Source organism: Serratia sp. 22264, from assembly GCF_052045345.1.
GTDB classification, from domain to species: Bacteria; Pseudomonadota; Gammaproteobacteria; order Enterobacterales; family Enterobacteriaceae; genus Serratia; species Serratia plymuthica.
On record NZ_JBQEOY010000001.1, the window covers coordinates 1,782,117 to 1,799,048 of the forward strand.

At 53.9% G+C, this 16,932-nt stretch carries 26 protein-coding genes; 9 read left to right on the forward strand and 17 right to left on the reverse strand.

Annotation, left to right across the window (positions count from 1 at the left end; all coding sequences use genetic code 11):
• Positions 1 to 9 precede the first annotated feature (9 nt).
• On the reverse strand, positions 10 to 1,395 hold the full coding sequence (locus ACTJJ1_RS08255; protein ID WP_440833084.1) for an MFS transporter: 1,386 nt from the start codon (positions 1,393 to 1,395) through the stop codon (positions 10 to 12).
• A 129-nt stretch (positions 1,396 to 1,524) separates the two neighbouring features.
• On the opposite strand from ACTJJ1_RS08255, the gene ACTJJ1_RS08260 reads away from it, so the two are divergent.
• Positions 1,525 to 2,262 carry an ArsR/SmtB family transcription factor gene (locus ACTJJ1_RS08260; RefSeq protein WP_440833086.1) on the forward strand — a complete coding sequence of 246 codons (738 nt, stop codon included), beginning with the start codon at positions 1,525 to 1,527 and terminating at the stop codon, positions 2,260 to 2,262.
• Here ACTJJ1_RS08260 and rlmA read toward each other — a convergent pair.
• A complete protein-coding gene (rlmA, locus tag ACTJJ1_RS08265) occupies positions 2,259 to 3,077 on the reverse strand; it encodes a 23S rRNA (guanine(745)-N(1))-methyltransferase (RefSeq protein WP_004945656.1) in 819 nt (272 codons plus the stop codon). The two genes, ACTJJ1_RS08260 and rlmA, sit on opposite strands and share 4 nt — an antisense overlap.
• 132 nt (positions 3,078 to 3,209) lie before the next feature.
• Here rlmA and ACTJJ1_RS08270 point away from each other — a divergent pair, with 132 nt between their 5' ends.
• Positions 3,210 to 3,923, forward strand: a complete 714-nt coding sequence (locus ACTJJ1_RS08270) for a polyphenol oxidase family protein (RefSeq protein ID WP_004945657.1) — start codon at positions 3,210 to 3,212, stop codon at positions 3,921 to 3,923.
• Between the two features lie 55 nt (positions 3,924 to 3,978).
• On the opposite strand, the gene cspE is transcribed toward ACTJJ1_RS08270, so the two are convergent.
• The 3 genes from cspE to ACTJJ1_RS08285 form a co-directional block, all read right to left on the reverse strand.
• Positions 3,979 to 4,188 carry a transcription antiterminator/RNA stability regulator CspE gene (gene cspE / locus ACTJJ1_RS08275; protein WP_002221949.1) on the reverse strand — a complete coding sequence of 70 codons (210 nt, stop codon included), beginning with the start codon at positions 4,186 to 4,188 and terminating at the stop codon, positions 3,979 to 3,981.
• Positions 4,189 to 4,229: 41 nt separating this feature from the next.
• Positions 4,230 to 4,346, reverse strand: a complete 117-nt coding sequence (locus tag ACTJJ1_RS08280; RefSeq protein WP_002211058.1) for a DUF2627 domain-containing protein — start codon at positions 4,344 to 4,346, stop codon at positions 4,230 to 4,232.
• Positions 4,347 to 5,217: 871 nt separating this feature from the next.
• Complete coding sequence (locus tag ACTJJ1_RS08285) at positions 5,218 to 6,216, reverse strand: MBL fold metallo-hydrolase (RefSeq protein ID WP_041416991.1); 999 nt, start codon at positions 6,214 to 6,216, stop codon at positions 5,218 to 5,220.
• A gap of 222 nt (positions 6,217 to 6,438) precedes the next feature.
• Here ACTJJ1_RS08285 and ACTJJ1_RS08290 point away from each other — a divergent pair, with 222 nt between their 5' ends.
• Complete coding sequence (locus ACTJJ1_RS08290) at positions 6,439 to 6,729, forward strand: hypothetical protein (RefSeq protein WP_004945665.1); 291 nt, start codon at positions 6,439 to 6,441, stop codon at positions 6,727 to 6,729.
• A gap of 39 nt (positions 6,730 to 6,768) precedes the next feature.
• Here the strand turns inward: ACTJJ1_RS08290 and ACTJJ1_RS08295 are convergent, their stop codons facing one another.
• The 3 genes from ACTJJ1_RS08295 to ACTJJ1_RS08305 form a co-directional block, all read right to left on the reverse strand.
• Positions 6,769 to 8,136 carry an amino acid permease gene (locus tag ACTJJ1_RS08295; protein ID WP_006325942.1) on the reverse strand — a complete coding sequence of 456 codons (1,368 nt, stop codon included), beginning with the start codon at positions 8,134 to 8,136 and terminating at the stop codon, positions 6,769 to 6,771.
• A 175-nt stretch (positions 8,137 to 8,311) separates the two neighbouring features.
• Positions 8,312 to 8,548 carry a DUF4060 family protein gene (locus tag ACTJJ1_RS08300; RefSeq protein WP_004945669.1) on the reverse strand — a complete coding sequence of 79 codons (237 nt, stop codon included), beginning with the start codon at positions 8,546 to 8,548 and terminating at the stop codon, positions 8,312 to 8,314.
• A 67-nt stretch (positions 8,549 to 8,615) separates the two neighbouring features.
• Entirely contained in the window at positions 8,616 to 8,930 is a 315-nt protein-coding gene (locus tag ACTJJ1_RS08305) for a phage protein NinX family protein (protein WP_006325943.1), read from the reverse strand.
• A 170-nt stretch (positions 8,931 to 9,100) separates the two neighbouring features.
• Here ACTJJ1_RS08305 and fos point away from each other — a divergent pair, with 170 nt between their 5' ends.
• The gene (gene fos / locus ACTJJ1_RS08310) at positions 9,101 to 9,508 is read left to right on the forward strand and encodes a fosfomycin resistance glutathione transferase (RefSeq protein WP_004945676.1); all 408 of its coding nucleotides are present in this window, start codon (positions 9,101 to 9,103) and stop codon (positions 9,506 to 9,508) included.
• A 50-nt stretch (positions 9,509 to 9,558) separates the two neighbouring features.
• On the opposite strand, the gene ACTJJ1_RS08315 is transcribed toward fos, so the two are convergent.
• Together ACTJJ1_RS08315 and ACTJJ1_RS08320 are read right to left on the reverse strand one after the other, a co-directional pair.
• Positions 9,559 to 9,831: a YebO family protein gene (locus tag ACTJJ1_RS08315; RefSeq protein ID WP_004945679.1), complete on the reverse strand. Its 273-nt coding sequence runs from the start codon at positions 9,829 to 9,831 to the stop codon at positions 9,559 to 9,561.
• A gap of 99 nt (positions 9,832 to 9,930) precedes the next feature.
• The gene (locus ACTJJ1_RS08320; protein WP_006325944.1) at positions 9,931 to 10,074 is read right to left on the reverse strand and encodes a PhoP/PhoQ regulator MgrB; all 144 of its coding nucleotides are present in this window, start codon (positions 10,072 to 10,074) and stop codon (positions 9,931 to 9,933) included.
• A 178-nt stretch (positions 10,075 to 10,252) separates the two neighbouring features.
• On the opposite strand from ACTJJ1_RS08320, the gene ACTJJ1_RS08325 reads away from it, so the two are divergent.
• The gene (locus tag ACTJJ1_RS08325; protein WP_004945682.1) at positions 10,253 to 10,486 is read left to right on the forward strand and encodes a YobH family protein; all 234 of its coding nucleotides are present in this window, start codon (positions 10,253 to 10,255) and stop codon (positions 10,484 to 10,486) included.
• A 40-nt stretch (positions 10,487 to 10,526) separates the two neighbouring features.
• Here the strand turns inward: ACTJJ1_RS08325 and ACTJJ1_RS08330 are convergent, their stop codons facing one another.
• On the reverse strand, positions 10,527 to 10,766 hold the full coding sequence (locus ACTJJ1_RS08330; RefSeq protein ID WP_440833092.1) for a DUF2766 family protein: 240 nt from the start codon (positions 10,764 to 10,766) through the stop codon (positions 10,527 to 10,529).
• Positions 10,767 to 10,967: 201 nt separating this feature from the next.
• Between ACTJJ1_RS08330 and ACTJJ1_RS08335 the strand changes: the two genes are divergently transcribed.
• Both ACTJJ1_RS08335 and ACTJJ1_RS08340 read left to right on the forward strand, forming a co-directional pair.
• On the forward strand, positions 10,968 to 11,180 hold the full coding sequence (locus ACTJJ1_RS08335) for a YccJ family protein (RefSeq protein ID WP_004945687.1): 213 nt from the start codon (positions 10,968 to 10,970) through the stop codon (positions 11,178 to 11,180).
• Positions 11,181 to 11,693: 513 nt separating this feature from the next.
• Positions 11,694 to 12,080 carry a helix-turn-helix domain-containing protein gene (locus ACTJJ1_RS08340; protein ID WP_013813378.1) on the forward strand — a complete coding sequence of 129 codons (387 nt, stop codon included), beginning with the start codon at positions 11,694 to 11,696 and terminating at the stop codon, positions 12,078 to 12,080.
• A gap of 28 nt (positions 12,081 to 12,108) precedes the next feature.
• Here ACTJJ1_RS08340 and ACTJJ1_RS08345 read toward each other — a convergent pair whose 3' ends face one another.
• The 5 genes from ACTJJ1_RS08345 to lysM form a co-directional block, all read right to left on the reverse strand.
• A complete protein-coding gene (locus ACTJJ1_RS08345) occupies positions 12,109 to 12,462 on the reverse strand; it encodes a DUF1304 domain-containing protein (RefSeq protein ID WP_004945694.1) in 354 nt (117 codons plus the stop codon).
• A 428-nt stretch (positions 12,463 to 12,890) separates the two neighbouring features.
• Entirely contained in the window at positions 12,891 to 13,832 is a 942-nt protein-coding gene (locus ACTJJ1_RS08350) for a pirin family protein (RefSeq protein WP_004945697.1), read from the reverse strand.
• Positions 13,833 to 13,927: 95 nt separating this feature from the next.
• Complete coding sequence (locus tag ACTJJ1_RS08355) at positions 13,928 to 14,092, reverse strand: hypothetical protein (protein WP_004945699.1); 165 nt, start codon at positions 14,090 to 14,092, stop codon at positions 13,928 to 13,930.
• Positions 14,093 to 14,115: 23 nt separating this feature from the next.
• The gene (locus ACTJJ1_RS08360; RefSeq protein WP_004945701.1) at positions 14,116 to 14,256 is read right to left on the reverse strand and encodes a hypothetical protein; all 141 of its coding nucleotides are present in this window, start codon (positions 14,254 to 14,256) and stop codon (positions 14,116 to 14,118) included.
• Positions 14,257 to 14,543: 287 nt separating this feature from the next.
• Entirely contained in the window at positions 14,544 to 14,990 is a 447-nt protein-coding gene (gene lysM / locus ACTJJ1_RS08365; protein ID WP_004945703.1) for a peptidoglycan-binding protein LysM, read from the reverse strand.
• Between the two features lie 229 nt (positions 14,991 to 15,219).
• Here lysM and ACTJJ1_RS08370 point away from each other — a divergent pair, with 229 nt between their 5' ends.
• Positions 15,220 to 15,411 (forward strand): YebW family protein, encoded by a 192-nt coding sequence (locus tag ACTJJ1_RS08370; RefSeq protein WP_004945705.1) that lies wholly within the window; start codon positions 15,220 to 15,222, stop codon positions 15,409 to 15,411.
• A 130-nt stretch (positions 15,412 to 15,541) separates the two neighbouring features.
• Positions 15,542 to 15,766: a biofilm development regulator YmgB/AriR family protein gene (locus ACTJJ1_RS08375; protein ID WP_004945707.1), complete on the forward strand. Its 225-nt coding sequence runs from the start codon at positions 15,542 to 15,544 to the stop codon at positions 15,764 to 15,766.
• An 82-nt stretch (positions 15,767 to 15,848) separates the two neighbouring features.
• Here the strand turns inward: ACTJJ1_RS08375 and ACTJJ1_RS08380 are convergent, their stop codons facing one another.
• Positions 15,849 to 16,931 carry a porin gene (locus ACTJJ1_RS08380; RefSeq protein ID WP_110605840.1) on the reverse strand — a complete coding sequence of 361 codons (1,083 nt, stop codon included), beginning with the start codon at positions 16,929 to 16,931 and terminating at the stop codon, positions 15,849 to 15,851.
• Position 16,932: the final 1 nt, after the last annotated feature.

The window sequence follows — 16,932 nt, forward strand, 5'->3', positions numbered from 1 at the left end:
TCACCTTAACTACCGCCCGGTCGCTTCCCGGCCTCCTGCACGCGCGGCAAACCTGATCGCCAATCCCCATAGAACAGCCGTGAGCAACGACAGGCCTATCGCGCCGCACACGGCGAACTGGATCCCCTTTTCCAGCGGATGAAATGCCGTCATTAGCGCGCCGAAAATCGCCACGCCAAACGCGGAGCCGCTTTGCCTGCCGGCATTGAACACGCCGGCGGCAATGCCCGCCCGTTCACTCGCGACCTCATTCAACAATGCCGCCGTGGCCGCAGGCGTAATGATCCCGGCCGCCAGGCCAAGCAAGGGGAAGCACAACGCAATACGCCAGTAAGGCGGGCTTTCGGCCAGCGCCAGCAAGCCACCGAAGCCCAGCGCATACAGCAGCAAACTGCAATAAACTACCCGCCCCGCACCAAACGCCTGAACCAGACGGCCGCAAAGAAAGCTGCCCAGCGTGACCATAATGGTCAGGGGAAGAAATGCCAGGCCGGACTGCAGCGGCGACCAACCACGTACCTCTTGAAAATAAAGATTCAGCAGAAAGAACGCCCCGTAAAACACCCACGCAGAAACCAGCGAAACCCATGCCAAGGCGGAAAAAACCGCGCTGCGGAAAAGCGCCGGCGGCAGCATCGGCTGCCGGCTTCGTCGCTCTATCGCAACAAACATCAGCCAGCTCAAGGCAGCCACGGCGATACCGCCCAACACCCAGCCGGAGAGCCAACCAAGCCGCGCTCCCTCAATCAACACCGCCACCGAAGTGGCTAACGCCACAATCACCGTCCCCTGCCCGGCGTAGTCCATCTGGCGCAAGGATAGTGACGGGCGAACGGCCGCAATACGCAGAGTCAGCCCGATTCCCAACGCAATCACCGGGATATTGATCCAAAACAGGCTACGCCAGCCCAGCAATTGGATCAGCACGCCGCCGGCCAGCGGCCCCGCTGCCATCGCCACGCCGCCGCATCCGGCCCATACGCCGATGGCACCCGCCCGCTGTTTCGCCTCGGGGAAGGCCGCGTTAATCAGCGTTAAGGAACTGGGCACCAGCAAAGCGGCCCCAACGCCTTGCAATATTCTGGCGGCGACCAGTACGGGCAATGCCCCCGCCAGCCCGCAAAGGGCTGAAGCGCAGGCAAAGATCGCCAACCCGGCAAGGTAGACTTGCCGTCCCCCTAACCTGTCGCCCAGCGTCCCGCCACTGAGCAACAGGCTGGCGAACGCCAACGTATAAGCGTTCACTACCCACTGCAGACCGCTAAGCCCGGTACCCAGATCGACGGCGATCGGCGGCAAGGCGACGTTAACGATCGACGTATCCAGGATGACGATGACATAGCTGAGGCTGGTCGCCATCAGTACTCGTTTTTGTTGTTTATTCAAGCTTGCCACTCGTTGCGAACCCAGGTTGATGAAACAGGCATTGACTATAAGCCGCGCTTAGCCTGGAATACTTCGAAGCATATCGAAGTGTGCCTTGAGCGATGAAAACATCGCCTGCTATCGATAAAGGAGAAACTCGTGGGCCAACATAATATTGCATCCGTTGCGCATCTGATCGCCGAACCGGTGCGGGCGGTGATGTTGATCGCGCTGGCCGACGGCAACGCGCTATCAGCCAGTGCGCTTGCAGAGGCGGCAGGCGTCACCCCGCAAACCGCCAGCTCGCATCTGGCAAAGTTGTTGGACGGCGGCTTGCTTAGCGTCGAACAGATTGGGCGCTATCGCTACTATCGTCTCTCGGGGCCGCACGTCTCGCATCTGCTGGAAAGTCTGGCGTCGATCGGGCCGGTAACGCCGGCCTGGCGCAATACGCCCAACCGTTCAGCGCGTGAGATGCGTTTCGCGCGCTGTTGTTATGATCATCTGGCCGGGAAAGTCGGCGTAGCCGTAACGCGCAGCCTGCTGAAACAAGGGCTAATCGTCGAAAATGGCGCATGCGAATATGTGCTGACGCCGGCCGGTGCCAATTGGTTACAGGCGTTGGGCACTGAGGCGGCCGCAGTAGAGCCAGAGGGGGTTGGCAAAGGCCGCCAATGTTTGGACTGGACCGAGCGGCAATATCACCTCGCCGGGCCGCTGGCGGCTTATCTGCTGGACGCGTTTTGCCATTGGGGCTGGCTGCAGCGCTTGCCGGCAACCCGGGCGCTCAAGGTTACCCCACGGGGCTGGACGGCATTGAAAACGCACCTCGCCGTTGAGCGCGCAGATCTGGAGGACGATGCAGTCAATGGCGAAGCGGCATATCCGGTGGTTTAATCGGCTTGGCGACGGTACAGGCCTATAACGAAATCCGTTTCACAGGCGAATGCTTCGCTGGCACTCAGGCGCTGTTGCACCTCTGGAGAAGCCCGCCAGGCGAAAGGCGTCATCTGCAGCAGGTTGGCCGCCTGATCGCCCGGCAGCGTCATCGGGTACGCCAGTGCCTCGAGCCGCTCGCAGTCAAAGCCCGCCAATTGCTCATCGGATTCCGCGTGCAGTTGCACCTGCTGATAAACCTGTTCTTTCAATTGATACAGATGGCGCGGGCCAGGCGATACCGTCACTACGACGCCGCCGGGTTTGACCACCCGCGCCAGCTCTTCGGCTTTGCACGGCGCGTAAATGCGCAGGATCGCGTCCAAAGAACGGTCGGCAAAGGGTAAACGGTGGCTGGACGCCACGCAGAATGACACCGCAGGGTAACGCTTGGCCGCATAGCGGATCGCCACTTTGGCAACATCCAGCCCATAAACGGTGATGTCGCGCGGCGCCAATCGTGCCGCCACTTCAGCGGTGTAATAACCTTCGCCACAGCCAATATCCAGCAGCGCCTGCGCCTCGCCACCCAGCGCCTGTTCCAGCAGTTCCGCCACCCGTTGCTGCAACGGTCGATAAAATCCGGCATCGAGAAAAGCGCGCCGCGCCTGCATCATTTCCGTGCTGTCTCCCGGCTGCTTCGAGCGTTTATGCTGCACAGGCAGCAGATTGACATAGCCTTCTTTGGCGCAGTCAAACTGATGATTGGCATCGCAACGCCATTGCAAGTGAGAAAGAAGAAGCGGCTGGTGACACAGAGGGCACTGATAAGACATGGTTGGATTCCAGAGAGATACGGCGCAGGTAGTCTAAAGAAGGCTTCTGCACGATGCAAGGCAGGCCTAGCCAACGGGTAAAAAAGCTGGCTACACTGACGATATGTTTTCTGACGCAGGCAAAGACGTTATATGACCGACTACTCCCCGCTTCTCAGCACCGTTCCGGCCATTCAGCACGGTTTCGGCCACAAAAGTGCCCTGCTGCCCGGCCATCTGCAACCCTATCGCGCCACGCTGCCGGAAAAAAAACAGGTGCACGGTACTCGCATCGTCGACATTCATCATGCGGCCCAAATTTGCGGTGAAGCCGACGGTTTCTACACCACCCAACCCGGCATTCTGCTCAGCGTATTGACGGCAGACTGTCTGCCGGTCATTTTCAGCCGCAATGACGGCTCGGCCATTGCGGCCGTGCATGCCGGTTGGCGCGGCTTGCTGGATGGCATTCTTGAGCAATTGGCGGCGCGAATCAGCCGCGATGACTCAACGGCAAACTGGGTGGCCGCCATCGGCCCGGCTGCCGGCCCGTGCTGTTATGAGGTGAACGAGGAGCTGGTTACGCGCTTTAAACAGCAGTTGCCGCTGCCTGCCGCCTTGATCAGTCCAAGCTATCGCCATCTGGATCTGGCCGCCATCGCCGAATACAAACTCAGCGAGCTGGGGTTTGCCGCCGTTGATCGCGCCGGGAGTTGCACCATCTGCACGCCGAATACCGACTCGCGGCACCCGCAGCGCTTTAAATACACCAGCTACCGCCGCAACAGCCACCGGCGTGAGCAGGATCCTGGGCACCCAGGCATTACCGGCCGCAATCAGTACGCGGGGATTATCATCGCCGGCTGAGCGCAGACACGAAAAAGCCCGCACGAAGGCGGGCTTTTTGTACAGCTGACGCTGATTAGATAGCAGTAACGTTCACTGCAGATGGGCCTTTCTGGCCATCTTGGATTTCGAACTCAACGTTCTGGCCTTCAGCCAGGGTTTTGAAGCCGTTACCCTGGATTGCAGAGAAGTGTACGAACACGTCTTTGCTGCCGTCAGCTGGGGTGATGAAACCGAAACCTTTAGACTCGTTGAACCACTTAACTTGACCTTTGATCTTTGCCATCTTGAGTATTTCCTTTGGATTGTTTAAACCGCCCGTAGGCGTTACATAGACAAACTAGAGTCGTTACTGCTTGAGGCACTAAGATAAGGATCGGCAGAGAAGCGGTATTCAACGCTAACGTCTTTACTCAGAACTTCTTTACTGAAAATGCCACACATATACAGAACTGTACCTCGTTTTACCCAGATGCGTTATCACATACTCTGTATTCGATGGCAAGCCATTTTTAATCACTGATGGACCTGTCGCACATATTTGAAACGGTCGATAGCAACATAAGCTTAAATAGGCTAAAAGATGTTGAAGCCTTAGCTATTTTCTGCTTAACGCTCACACCGCGCTACACTCCGCAGCCTGACTGAATTTTAACAATTCTTTCATCCGATCGCTCCTCTGCGTGGCGACATATAACCGCCATCGGGCGCTTAGAACGTTAAAAAATTTGAATCTTTATGGAATTTCTTATACAACATTTGAATATCGATGAACGGGTGCCTTTGACCTCAAACTCGTCAGACCACTTGGTCGCCATCTGGACGGCCCAACGCCGGTGCCGCCGCCTGTCTGATAACCTTCCCGTCTCCGGAGAAAATAATACCGATGCTAATTATTAATATTAGTTATCGCGAATACCCGCTGCACAATCGGACCCCCGGCAAAAAACAAATGGCACTGCCGCTTTAAGGTGCATAAGCATGCAACGGGGAAAATTACGCACCATCATTGTGCATAGCCGGATAAATATCCTGCTGACGGCAGGATTAAATAACGGCAATAACCCTAAAATCCATGAGAATGTATAACCGAATTAAATCTTAAAAAGACAGGGGGTATTTACTCTGCCGACAAAACCAACTCTCGGGTCTAATTATTTTGCCTTTTTGCGCACCTCGCTATTCGCCCCCACTCATCAGACCCGGCACCTGATAACGCCCTCCGCCGTTCCCCCGTACAACGGCAGCCCGCAACCGGGCGGCCTTGCAGGCGGTTCAATCCGAAAAACCGTCCCTCACGGGACGGGGTTAACCCCTAAGAGTTAGAATCAAGCGCAATGCGCTCGCCAATTTTGATTGGCAAGAACTGATGCCGCTCTATTCCGGCGGAACTCAATGCCAGATTTAATTGCTGTGGCGGTTCATCCAGCGACTCATCGGCCAATTCAAAAACACCCCAATGAATCGGAATAACCCGCGGCGAATTTAATTGCTGATACAGCGTCACCGACTGCTGCGGATCCATATGTTGTTCCTGCATGAACCAACGCGGTGCATAAGCGCCTATCGGCAACGCTGCCACGTCAAACGGCCCCAGGCGCGCGCCGATATCCGCCAGCCGTTCCGAATAACCGCTGTCGCCAGAAAAATAGAAACGCAGCGACGGATGATGAATAACCCAGCCGCACCACAAAGAGCGGTTGCGATCCCACAGGGTACGCATGCTCCAGTGACGCGCCGGCGTACAGTGGAACCTTAACTCGCCCAATGACAGGCTGTCCCACCAGTCCAATTCCTCCACACGCTTGAGGCGATAACGCCGGAACCAGCTTTTTAACCCCAGAGGCACGATAAAGGTCGCGTTGGGAAAACGTCGCGCCAATTGGCGCACGGTCCGCCGATCAAGGTGGTCATAATGGTTGTGAGAAATCAACACCACATCCACCGCCGGTAATTGTTGCACCGTCAACGGCGGCGGCGTTTTACGTTTAGGGCCGTAGAAACTCAGCGGAGATGCGCGTTGCGAAAGCACCGGGTCGATCAGGATATAGCGGCTATCCAGACGCAGCAGCATCGAAGCGTGCCCCAGCCACCAGATGCCGTCATCGCTGCCGCTGAGGTCGGCAGGCTGCCACCAGCGCTGGGTAAATTGCTGATACCCCAACTGCGGCGGTTTGGGCAACCCTTGCTGCTTGCGCTCATTTTGCCAGCGTCTCAGATCCCCTTCCTGACGCTGAGTCGGTTCCGGATTGCGAAACCCCTCCGGGGTGTGGTGAGCTTTCGCGGCATCATAGTAACGATTGATTCTCTTCAAATTGCTCTCCCGACCACTGCGGACACCCTGCACGGGCAGATTAGATAACATAACAAGATAGTCGATTGGCGTGCTTTGTGAACCGTGCTCACCTCGGGGGGGACCTTTTCGGATATTGTGTTGTCACAGTCCCTGTGAGCATGCCAGGGCCATAAAGAGCCTGTTAAGCATCTCTTAAGATCTTTATGATTTACTTATAGGACATTCAGAAAAGGAGAAGTTATGAGCCGTTCTACATCACGCAAATCACGTGTTCGTCTGGGCCGTATCCGTAGCGCGATGCGGCAACAGAGCCAGTATTGGAAAATGTACGCGGCGATGAAGCTCCGCCGGGTGAGAGTGCCGGCACCGCTGGTGCTGCTGTTTGGCGCGCTGGTGAGTTTTTTCATGTTGGGCGTGCTGATGCTTAGCGTGGTCGCTATCGATATCGTCACCACCCTGTTCCTGCTGTGCAGGAAGCTGTTGGGGCTGAGCCGCGGCAATCAGGGCACGGCCTTTATGCCACGTAGCTAAAGCCTGAACCGGAGGCGCGCAAGGCGCCTCCGTTATAGATTAACGCCGCACTTTGGCGCCTTTACGGCGCGTCAGCATAAAACCGACCCACAGCAGCAGGATCCATACCGGCATCAGCAGCACGGAGATGCGGATCCCCTCGCTGAAATACATGATCACCAGAATCAGGCTGAGAAACGCCAGGCACAGGTAGTTGCCAAACGGATACCACAACGCCTTGAAGCTCGGGATCACCCCCTGGCGGTTTTTCGCCGCACGGAACTTCAGGTGCGCCAGGCAAATCATCACCCAGTTAATCACCAGCGTAGACACCACCAGCGCCATCAACAGCTCAAACGCCTTGCCGGGCATCACGTAGTTGATCAGCACGCCGACAGAGGTCACCAGCGCCGACAGCGCAATGGACAGCACAGGTACGCCGCGCTTATTCACCCGGGTCAACGCCTTCGGCGCATTCCCCTGCGTCGCCAAGCCGAACAGCATGCGGCTGTTGGCATAGACCCCGCTGTTATACACCGACAGCGCCGCCGTCAGCACCACCACGTTAAGGAGGGTCGCCACCAGGTTGCTGTTCAGCGCGTGGAAAATCATCACAAACGGGCTGCCGCCTTCCACCACCTTGTCCCATGGGTAGAGAGAAAGCAGTACGGTCAGTGAGCCGATATAAAAAATCAGGATGCGGTACACCACCTGGTTGGTGGCTTTCGGAATGCTGCGGCGCGGATCGGCGGCTTCCGCTGCCGTGATGCCGACCATCTCCAGCCCACCGAATGAAAACATGATCACCGCCATCGCCATGACCAGCCCTTCTATGCCGTGCGGCATAAAGCCCCCCTGCTCCCACAGGTTGCCGAAGCTGGCTTGCGGGCCGCCATTTCCGCTGACCAACAGCCAGGCGCCGAAGACGATCATGCCGACAATCGCCACCACCTTGATGATGGCGAACCAGAACTCCGTTTCGCCATACAGGCGCACGTTGACCAGGTTGATCAGATTAATCAGCACAAAAAATCCCGCAGCGGAAACCCAGGTCGGGATGTCCGGCCACCAATACTGAATATAAATCCCTACGGCGGTTAACTCGGCCATGCCGACCAGAATGAACATGGCCCAATAGTTCCAGCCGGAAAGGAAACCGGCGAAATCGCCCCAGTATTTATAGGCAAAGTGGCTGAATGACCCCGCGACCGGCTCTTCAACCACCATTTCACCCAGTTGGCGCATAATCAGAAAAGCGATAACGCCACCGATTGCGTAGCCCAGCAGTACGGAAGGGCCAGCCATTTTAATGGTCTGCGCGATGCCGAGAAACAAGCCGGTACCGATGGCGCCCCCAAGGGCGATAAGTTGTATATGTCTGTTTTTTAAACCGCGTTTTAGCGGAGTATCCTGTTGCTGACCGCCCATCTTATCCTCATATGGCGTTGAATCCCGTCGCTTTCGCACAAGATTTCGCCAATCAATAAATGTATCTGCGGGCGGCTTTTTAACACTTAACCCCGGGAGCATCAAGGAGAAGCACCCCGGCCACAGGAACCAGGATGCTATTTTATGCAAAGAATGGCGCCGGAATGGCTGGGATTCAGCCTGGCAGGCCGCACAGTTTGGTCAGATTGCGTGCGCCAATCATCAGCGTCGCGACATAGGACTGGCGACGCGTGACCACTTCCACTGCCACGCGATCGTTTTGATATTTTATCAGGTAGGTCGAGGGCCAGCCCTGTCGGCGCTGCCCAAAGCTTTCGGCATGACGATCGATTGCCGCATGGGCAATCACCAGATGAGACAAGTTTTTATCACCTTTAATAATGCGCTTCATAAACAGGCTCCGCCAGAGACAGTTCTGTTGTCATAAAAAGGGAAAAATCATCAGTATTTCTGGTGGTTCAACGGGCCATCTCGGTGGTTTGCTGGCTCAGCAGGAAACAGATCATCGCGGCGCGCAATGGGCTGTTGCTGTCTGCCTGCCACTCACCGCGCTGGGTGATCATGCGGGCCTGCCACAGCGGGTTATCGCTTTGGCCGTCAGCATTCAAACTGATTTTATTGGCGCAGATAATCGGCCAGGCATCGGAGGGATTCTTGCAATAATCTTTACCTTTCACGCCGCCGTAAGGATACCATTTTTCCGGGTTTTCTCCGGTGATCAACGCAATGCTGCGGTTCACCTCGGCGTCGCTTTCTTCATACCATTTAATCATCGGCTTCATCCATCTTTCGTAAGGTTGGCGCTACATTACGATGCCAATACGACAGATTTATGACAAAGCGACGGCTTTTCATATTATCCATACTAATGTTTTTACCACTTTATATTCCCGATTAGGATGATTACACTTTTTAGCTGTTTCTTTACACGGAAATTATCGCCATGTTGAGCGGCCTCAACCACCTGACGCTCGCGGTACGCGACGTCAACCGCAGTTTCGATTTCTATACCAACCTGCTGGGATTCATTCCGCGTGCGCGCTGGCAACATGGCGCCTATCTGTCCCTTGGGGAACTGTGGCTGTGCCTGTCATGGGACAATTCTCGAGCACTGAACGCGCCAGGTGACTACACCCATTACGCCTTCAGCGTGGCGGCGGAGAATTTTTCGGCCGTGGCATTACGGCTACGCCAGGCAGGAGTAAAAGAGTGGAAAAGCAACCGCAGCGAGGGGGAATCACTGTATTTTCTCGATCCCGACGGGCATCAGTTAGAAATTCACAGCGGCGATCTGGCCAGTCGTCTGGCAGCATGCCGTGCTCAACCTTATCAGGGGATGGAGTTTTTCTGAGGAAGGCGGGTGGCACAAAGTGCGTGAAGCGCCACCCGACAGGCAGCTGATTAACGTTCGGGGATGAATCCCTTGAAATCCAGCGCCGGGCTGAGATCGTCATCGTCCGCCACGCTGTCGCCGCGGGCGCTTTGCGCCAGGCTTTTCAGTAACGCCGTTTGTTGGCGCTGCTGCTCGGCTATTTCCTGCAACAGGCGAATCTGTTCATTGGCACGCACGCTGGCGCGGTTCACCAGGAACCAGCCCCATAATCCCACCAGCAGCGCCAGCGCTGCGATGGCCAGCGAAACCAGGCTATTTGGACCAAAACCTAAATCGTACATGGACAACCCTATCTACTGCTAAAATCAGGCGGACATCTTAGCACTCCGGGTATGGGCACGAACATCTCCGCGGAAAATTGTTGCGCACCGCCGCGCACCTCACCAGGGAACAAAGCGAGTGATTGAACAAATTCCCAACGCAAACCTCTCCCCCTCATCACAATAACTGTCCAGTGCCAGCAGATAAAAAAACAGACAGGCAGCCAGAGCCGCAATTATCACGAGGATTTTTTTTCGCAACAAATTTTAGCAGCCTCATTGTTATCTTGGTAATTGGTTACTCAGCCTATCACGGCCAACTTAAACGAAGTTTAACCGGTCGTTTAGAAATCTCACCTGGGTTTATTTTTCAGAATGTTACCGTTGCGCCCTGCTCTGGCTCGTGGCTATATCGCTACGACAATCAATAACAGGAGTCACAATGGGTAAGCTGATTAAGTGGATCGCGGCGCTGGCGGTGCTGTATGGCGTATTTCTGTTTTCGGGGTACGGGGTGCTTATCGGCAGCAATCAAAACGTCGGTGGGCTGGGGTTGCAGTGTAAATACCTGACGGCGCGGAATGTGGTGATAGCGCAGTATCTGCACGGTGACAACGGCGTGATTGGCATTGCCGACTGCCCGCTGTTCAAAAAGATCGAAACGGTGGTGGATTGATCACCACCGTCCGAAACCGCCGTCAAACGGCGGTTTCCCATCAATTACGCGTGAATTTCATCTCAATCAAAGCAATCGCTTTTTCGATAGCCCGCCGCGTCACCGGATCGGCACCGGCAGGATGGGTGGAGAAATCGATGCTTTTCAACTGACTTGCCATTTTTTCCCGCACCTCGGTTGGTGCGATAACGTCAATGACATCCAGAATTTGTTTGATGACCAGTTGGCAGGCGACCAGATCGGATGCCAATTCCTGATCGTTGCTCAGCATGTCGGACATAGTGACTTTCCTTCTTAGTTCAGACGCCGCACAGAATACCATGCCGCCTGCCGCTTTTCCGCCCCCCACGCCGTTTGCCGCTGAATTTTCAGCGTTAATGCGCATTGGTCGGCAAAACGCCCTGCCGAATTGGCCTATACTTGGGGCTTGAGCCTTGCGCTTGGCGGCGCATTGCAAATCCTAACCTGACGGGAGAACGTGATGGCAAACCACAATGTGAAATCCTGGGCGACAGTGCGCGAAACTTCGGTTGAAATTGCCGAGGCGATTTTTGAGCTGGCGAAGAACGACGAGATATTGGCGCAAAAAATCTGGGAGGAAGGCAGTGACGAAGCGTTGGAAATGGCCTTCGCCAAAACCAGTGCCGATCAGCTGTACTGGGGCGAAGAAACCGTAGAGCGCAAAAACGTCTGATCGGACGTTATCAACAAAAAGCCCGGATGAACGATGCCCTGTGCATTTCAGGTTGCAGCCAAAACGCGCTGACGCGAAACACGACGGGTATGAACATCCAGGCTTTTTCGGTAGTCTGTCACATCCCACAGCGGGTTATATTGTGGCCTGATCTCACGGCTCTTCACCTCCCACACCTTCCGCATTATTCATTCTCATTACCGGTGTCACCATAAAAGCGGCAACGCCCACGATTACAACCAGAGTAATAATCACTGTCATTAACATGCGATCACCCCATCAACGCTGAGTTGTTACGGCTGACTCTGTCTAGGCGGTTTATTTCCTGCGGCCTGAACCACTTTAGTATCAGCGGTAACGGGCAATCTCAGATTAGCCGTTTTTCCTTCCGGCTGACAAGCCACCTGATGATGGTTTTTCCGAATAATTTCGCCCTGGAGCGGGTGGGCTTTTTGTCCGGGGCGGCAAGTTGTGTATACTTCACCGCTATGTAGATCTCACACAGACGCACTGATGATACAAGAACATCACCTCTCATTAGTCTGCGCCCTCAGTAAATGGGTCGAAACTCACCTAGGTAGAGTGATCCATCTCGAAGAGTTGGCCGAGTACTCCGGCTACTCCCTGTGGCACATGCAGAAGCTGTTCAAAGAAGCGACCGGGATTTCGCTGGGCAAGTATATCCGCGAGCGCCGCCTGGCCGGTGCGGTTTATCAATTGCGCAGCAGTGACGCTACCATTTTTGACATTGCACTGGATTTTGGTTTTGGCTCGCAGTCACATTTTACTTATATGTTCAGAAAACGGTTCAACATCACGCCTTATGATTTCCGCCAGGATTTAAGCGTGGATTTGCACATCGCCCCGCCGTTGCACGTCATCCATCAAAAAACCGCCTGACCGCTCTCCCGCCGTACCCACCGGCGGGCTAATGGGCCCAAATCACCACCAAAATGGCAATCAACGCAGGGAGCGCCTGAACCTTAAGAATTTTACGGCTCGCCGTCAGGCCGCCGAAGATGCCCGCCACCAGCACGCAGCCGAGGAAAAACAGTTGCACCGTCGGATCAGCACGCCAGACTCCCCATGCCAGCCCGGCAGCCAGGAAACCGTTATACAACCCCTGGTTAGCGGCCAGCACCCGCGTTGCAGCCGCAAATTCCGCCGTAGTGGCGAACACGCGTCTGCCGGTCGGCGTCTGCCAAAGGAACATTTCCAGGATCAGGATATACAGATGAATCGCGGCTATTAATATCACGATAACATTAGAAAGAATTACCATTGTATTTTCAAAGGCTAATTAAGAATCAGGTTTAATAAGTATAACCGCATTCGGAAAATTGCGAATAATCAGACATAAAAAAACCCGCCGCAGCGGGTCTATTACCTAATCACTCAGTGTTAGCTTAGCGCAACAACCAGCATAGCTGCGATAGAGATCCAAAAAGCCGCCGTTGCAATAACAACATGGGATAATCTTGCACGATAGAGTACTTGGCTCATAATGACCTCACAGGCTTCTGACTAGCGGTTAGATAACAACACTTCTTGAAAGATATCTTAATCCACTGCTCCGACCAATTATTTGCGCCAGATCACTATTTACCAGATAAATTATATTCGATCTAAAACATGGACTTTCGATCACATTAATTCAGCGTTGATAGAAAGAAATGAATAAGATCGCCTCATCGTTATAGCCAGAGAGCATCAAACCCCGTTCCAGGGCAGGCGTGGCGCGGTCATACGCGGCCCGCTATAACCACTCACATCCGGAAAACGGCTATTCCCCTGCTCCCAGTCATGCTGCGCCTGGGTAATATCTTGCTTACTGTGGCCGACAAAGTTCCACCAAATGAGAATCTCTTCGTTTAATGGCACCCCGCCGATTAATAATGCCCGACTGCCCTTCTTGGCATTTAACCCGATTTGGTTAAGATTCATGCCTAAATAGGCGAACTCATCAGGTGAAAATTTTTCATCATTAACCTCAATTGCACCAACAAGGGGCAAAAAACCTATTTCATAGTCTTCCCGCAAAGGTAAGGGTAAATAGCCGTCGCTCTGCCACGCCAAATCAATGGCGATTAATGGCGAAAATGTAAACACCGGAGAACGGTATTGCTCAAACTCGCCCACCAACAAAGTATGCCTAACCCCATTTTTTTCCCAGGACGGCAAGTCGGGATAATGATCGAAGCGCGGCGCCATATCGGCATCGTCGGCAGGGAGAGCAATCCACAGCTGTGCGGCATGTAAACGCCGCTCTTCCCCCGTTGACTGTTCTGTATGGGCGATACCGCGTCCTGCCGTCATCAGATTGACCTGGCCCGGACGAATCACCTGCTCGCTACCCAGGCTGTCGCGATGCAGCACCTCTCCTTCAATCATCCAGGTAAAGGTTTGCAAGCCAATATGCGGGTGCGGCCCCACGTCCATACCTTTAGAGGAGCCGCTGAAGACCGAAGGTCCGGCATGGTCGAGAAAGCACCAGGCGCCCACGGTACGGCGTTCGCGGGTAGGTAAGGCGCGATTGATAGGGATACCGCCGACTTCGGCATTCCGTGCGGTAATGCGTTGTATTTGACGCACACCCTCGACCACGGGACAGTCACGGGAAGAAGAAGAATGGGTTGGGCGGGAGTTGCTCATAGTAACGCCTCCAGAACGGCACACAGGTTGAATTGATGGCAAAGCCAGCTTATCACACAGCCGGCGGCCTCGATGCAACCTGGGGGCGGAGAGCGTCAGGACGTCTTGATATAACAGCCTTTTACATCAATTTCGTCACGTGCGTGCTTCAAATCGGAGAAATACGTCACACCAAAGAGTATCGATACGACCAACAACACGGAAACCAGCAAGCCGATAACAGCCAGCAGTTTGGTTTCATCGTGGAGATTATGCTCCATTTTATCTCCTGTACAGAACGACATCATGTCAGCCACAGAGTGACTGACAGCGTAAAGATGATCAGGGAGCAGGACGCGATCGCCAGCACAATGATGGCAAACTGCGCATCCCCCAGAGTTTCACGGTAGTTTTTGTCTTGTGAGGCATTACGTTGTTCTTTCACAAAATCTATCTTAACTCATCACGCGTAAACGCTACTGTTATGGGATGGTCGATAAAAACGCGCTACTGCGGTTTTCTTAGATTCTGCGTCAACGCCATTCAGACCTCAATAGTGGCAAGACGCTATCAACTTTCCTCGCCAGGGTCAACATCCCCGGGAGCAGAGGCGGCGGCGAGTATAAAACATTCACAACTTTTATTAAAATCAAAAAATAATCAGTAAAACTGATATGACCTACGATAAAAAAAGCCCGATATCACATCGGGCTCCTGGATATCTTATCTTCTTTACTGCGGGATGCGCAGAACCTGTCCTGGATAAATTTTGTCCGGGCTGGATAGCATGGGTTTGTTCGCTTCGAAGATCTTGTTGTACAGATTGGCGTTGCCGTACACTTCTTTCGACACTGCGCTCAGAGTGTCGCCCTTCTTCACGGTATAGAAACGGCTTTCGGCTTCAGATTGTGCAACAGACACCTTGTCTTCCACACCGCTGATACCCGCCACGTTACCGATCGCCACCAGGATTTTTTCTTTCAGTTCCTGGCTGACGGCGTCCCCGGTCACCACGGCTTTGCCATCCACCACCTGCACGTCGACCTTATCGGCACCCGGCAGGCCGATTTTATCCAGGTGCTCCTTCAGTTTGGCACTTTGGTCTTCGGCAGTCGCATTGCCGGTCACTGTGTCCCACAGTTTTTCGCCAGCTTCTTTGACGAAGTTAAACAATCCCATATTCACTCCTTTCGATGGTTACAATGTTGCGTTCACTTAAGGCTTGTTAAGCTTAGCACTGCAAAAGGGATATTCAATTGCTCCTGCGGCATTCAGCCGCTGGAGTAATCCGAAAGTGCACCCTTTTGTTGCCAATCCATCGCTTTGCACCGATTCTCGCACTGAAAGACACCCCGTTTTTACCTACAATAAAGGTATGGAGAGATTTGGGTAGAGGACGCAAGACGTTATGTACGCACTGGTGATGTTTGTATGTTATCTGGATGGCGGCTGCACCGATATCGTGGTTGACGTGCTGCGCAATGAACCCCAGTGCCTGGTCGTCATGAAGGAACAAAATCTGCGCCACGCCGGGTGTTTTCCGGTGGAGGATTTTATCGATGGTTTCTGGCTACCTGCCAGTGAATATGCGCCGTTGTAGAGCGGTCGTCCATTTTTCCACTATTTACCTCTGAGGAATTTCTGAATTCATCGGAAAAGAGGTGTGTCTACGATATTTTATACCGCCACTTTGCTAAATTGCCTCACCCGAACGATATGGAGACGGCATCATGCCCGTATCTGCTCTCTCAGACGAACATTATGAAACCCTGTTACGCGATGTCAGCCTGGTACTCGGTGGCGCGGTGATCCAACTGATCAATCTCAATAAGAAAGTGTCCGGCAATAATATTTTGGCCCATTTGGTCGCCGAGATTGAACATGAGAAAAATCAGCAGCGCTTTGAAACCCTGCGCTCCGCTATTGAAGTCGTGGGCCAGGCAGCCAAAGGATAGCGCCCCAAATAAAGAAGGCAGAGCTTGCGCCCTGCCTTTTGACCGTTATCCCGACACAGGATGAAGGTAATAGCGTTGAAACTTAGAAACGATAAGTCAGGTTGACCGCAACGATATCGTCTGTGCTCAGTTTCAGCTTGTTGTCGTCATTCAGCTGGTTGATTTTGTAATCGACATAGGTGTACATGTTTTTGTTGAAGTAGTAAGTCGCACCCACTTCCACGTATTTCACCAGATCGACATCGCCAAGCCCTTCAATATCCTTGCCTTTGGATTGCACGTAAGCCAGAGATGGGCGCAGACCGTTTTCGAACTGGTATTGAGCGACCACCTCGAAGTTCTGAGTTTTGTTGGCGAAGCCAGACACGCCGTTGCCGCTGATTGGCGTCATGTTGCGGGTTTCAGCATACATTGCCGCCAGGTAAACCTGATTGGCGTCGTATTTAACCGCAGTGGTCCAGGCCGTCGCGCTGTCGCCTTTGCCGTACTGCAGTTTCTTTTGATCGCTGGTGCGGTTCGAGTCAGAGAATGCCGCCGCCACGCCAACGCCTGAGCCACCGATATCCTGGTAATCCAATGACAGACCGTAGCCGTCACCGTTCTGCTTGGTCACGCTGCGACTGTCACCGTCGTTTTTACCCTGGTACTGTACTGCCAGGTTCAGGCCTTCCACCAACCCGAAGAAGTCACGGTTACGGTAAGTTGCCAAGCCGTTGGAACGCGCGGTCATGTAGTTGTCGGTGTAGCTGTAAGAATCGCCGCCGAATTCCGGCAGCATGTCGGTGTAGGCTTCCGCGTCGTACACCACGCCGTAGTTACGGCCGTAGTCGAATGAACCGTAGTTGGCGAACTTCAGACCGGCAAAGCCCAGACGGGTTTTGGTGCCTGTAGTGCCCTGCGCTTCGTCGTGGTTGGCCTGGACGTTATATTCCCACTGGCCGTAACCGGTCAGTTGGTCATTGATTTGCGTTTCGCCTTTGAAACCCAGACGGACATAAGTCTTGTCGCCATCTTCAGATTTATCATCGCTGAAAACATGTTTGGCGGAAACGCGACCGTACAGGTCAAGTTTATTGCCATCCTTATTATAAATTTCAGCCGCGTTGGCAAAGGAGGTGATTGCCGCAAGGGCAACAGCTAAGGCTAATACACTGCGATTCATCATT

Coding starts and splice junctions, on each gene's coding strand:
- rlmA (WP_004945656.1), bottom strand. CDS start 3,077: ATGTCTTATCAGTGCCCTCTGTGTCACCAGCCGCTTCTTCTTTCTCAC.
- ACTJJ1_RS08270 (WP_004945657.1), top strand. CDS start 3,210: ATGACCGACTACTCCCCGCTTCTCAGCACCGTTCCGGCCATTCAGCAC.
- cspE (WP_002221949.1), bottom strand. CDS start 4,188: ATGGCAAAGATCAAAGGTCAAGTTAAGTGGTTCAACGAGTCTAAAGGT.
- ACTJJ1_RS08280 (WP_002211058.1), bottom strand. CDS start 4,346: ATGTGTGGCATTTTCAGTAAAGAAGTTCTGAGTAAAGACGTTAGCGTT.
- ACTJJ1_RS08290 (WP_004945665.1), top strand. CDS start 6,439: ATGAGCCGTTCTACATCACGCAAATCACGTGTTCGTCTGGGCCGTATC.
- ACTJJ1_RS08295 (WP_006325942.1), bottom strand. CDS start 8,136: ATGGGCGGTCAGCAACAGGATACTCCGCTAAAACGCGGTTTAAAAAAC.
- ACTJJ1_RS08300 (WP_004945669.1), bottom strand. CDS start 8,548: ATGAAGCGCATTATTAAAGGTGATAAAAACTTGTCTCATCTGGTGATT.
- ACTJJ1_RS08305 (WP_006325943.1), bottom strand. CDS start 8,930: ATGATTAAATGGTATGAAGAAAGCGACGCCGAGGTGAACCGCAGCATT.
- fos (WP_004945676.1), top strand. CDS start 9,101: ATGTTGAGCGGCCTCAACCACCTGACGCTCGCGGTACGCGACGTCAAC.
- ACTJJ1_RS08315 (WP_004945679.1), bottom strand. CDS start 9,831: ATGTACGATTTAGGTTTTGGTCCAAATAGCCTGGTTTCGCTGGCCATC.
- ACTJJ1_RS08325 (WP_004945682.1), top strand. CDS start 10,253: ATGGGTAAGCTGATTAAGTGGATCGCGGCGCTGGCGGTGCTGTATGGC.
- ACTJJ1_RS08330 (WP_440833092.1), bottom strand. CDS start 10,766: ATGTCCGACATGCTGAGCAACGATCAGGAATTGGCATCCGATCTGGTC.
- ACTJJ1_RS08335 (WP_004945687.1), top strand. CDS start 10,968: ATGGCAAACCACAATGTGAAATCCTGGGCGACAGTGCGCGAAACTTCG.
- ACTJJ1_RS08340 (WP_013813378.1), top strand. CDS start 11,694: ATGATACAAGAACATCACCTCTCATTAGTCTGCGCCCTCAGTAAATGG.
- ACTJJ1_RS08345 (WP_004945694.1), bottom strand. CDS start 12,462: ATGGTAATTCTTTCTAATGTTATCGTGATATTAATAGCCGCGATTCAT.
- ACTJJ1_RS08350 (WP_004945697.1), bottom strand. CDS start 13,832: ATGAGCAACTCCCGCCCAACCCATTCTTCTTCTTCCCGTGACTGTCCC.
- ACTJJ1_RS08355 (WP_004945699.1), bottom strand. CDS start 14,092: ATGGAGCATAATCTCCACGATGAAACCAAACTGCTGGCTGTTATCGGC.
- lysM (WP_004945703.1), bottom strand. CDS start 14,990: ATGGGATTGTTTAACTTCGTCAAAGAAGCTGGCGAAAAACTGTGGGAC.
- ACTJJ1_RS08370 (WP_004945705.1), top strand. CDS start 15,220: ATGTACGCACTGGTGATGTTTGTATGTTATCTGGATGGCGGCTGCACC.
- ACTJJ1_RS08375 (WP_004945707.1), top strand. CDS start 15,542: ATGCCCGTATCTGCTCTCTCAGACGAACATTATGAAACCCTGTTACGC.
- ACTJJ1_RS08380 (WP_110605840.1), bottom strand. CDS start 16,931: ATGATGAATCGCAGTGTATTAGCCTTAGCTGTTGCCCTTGCGGCAATC.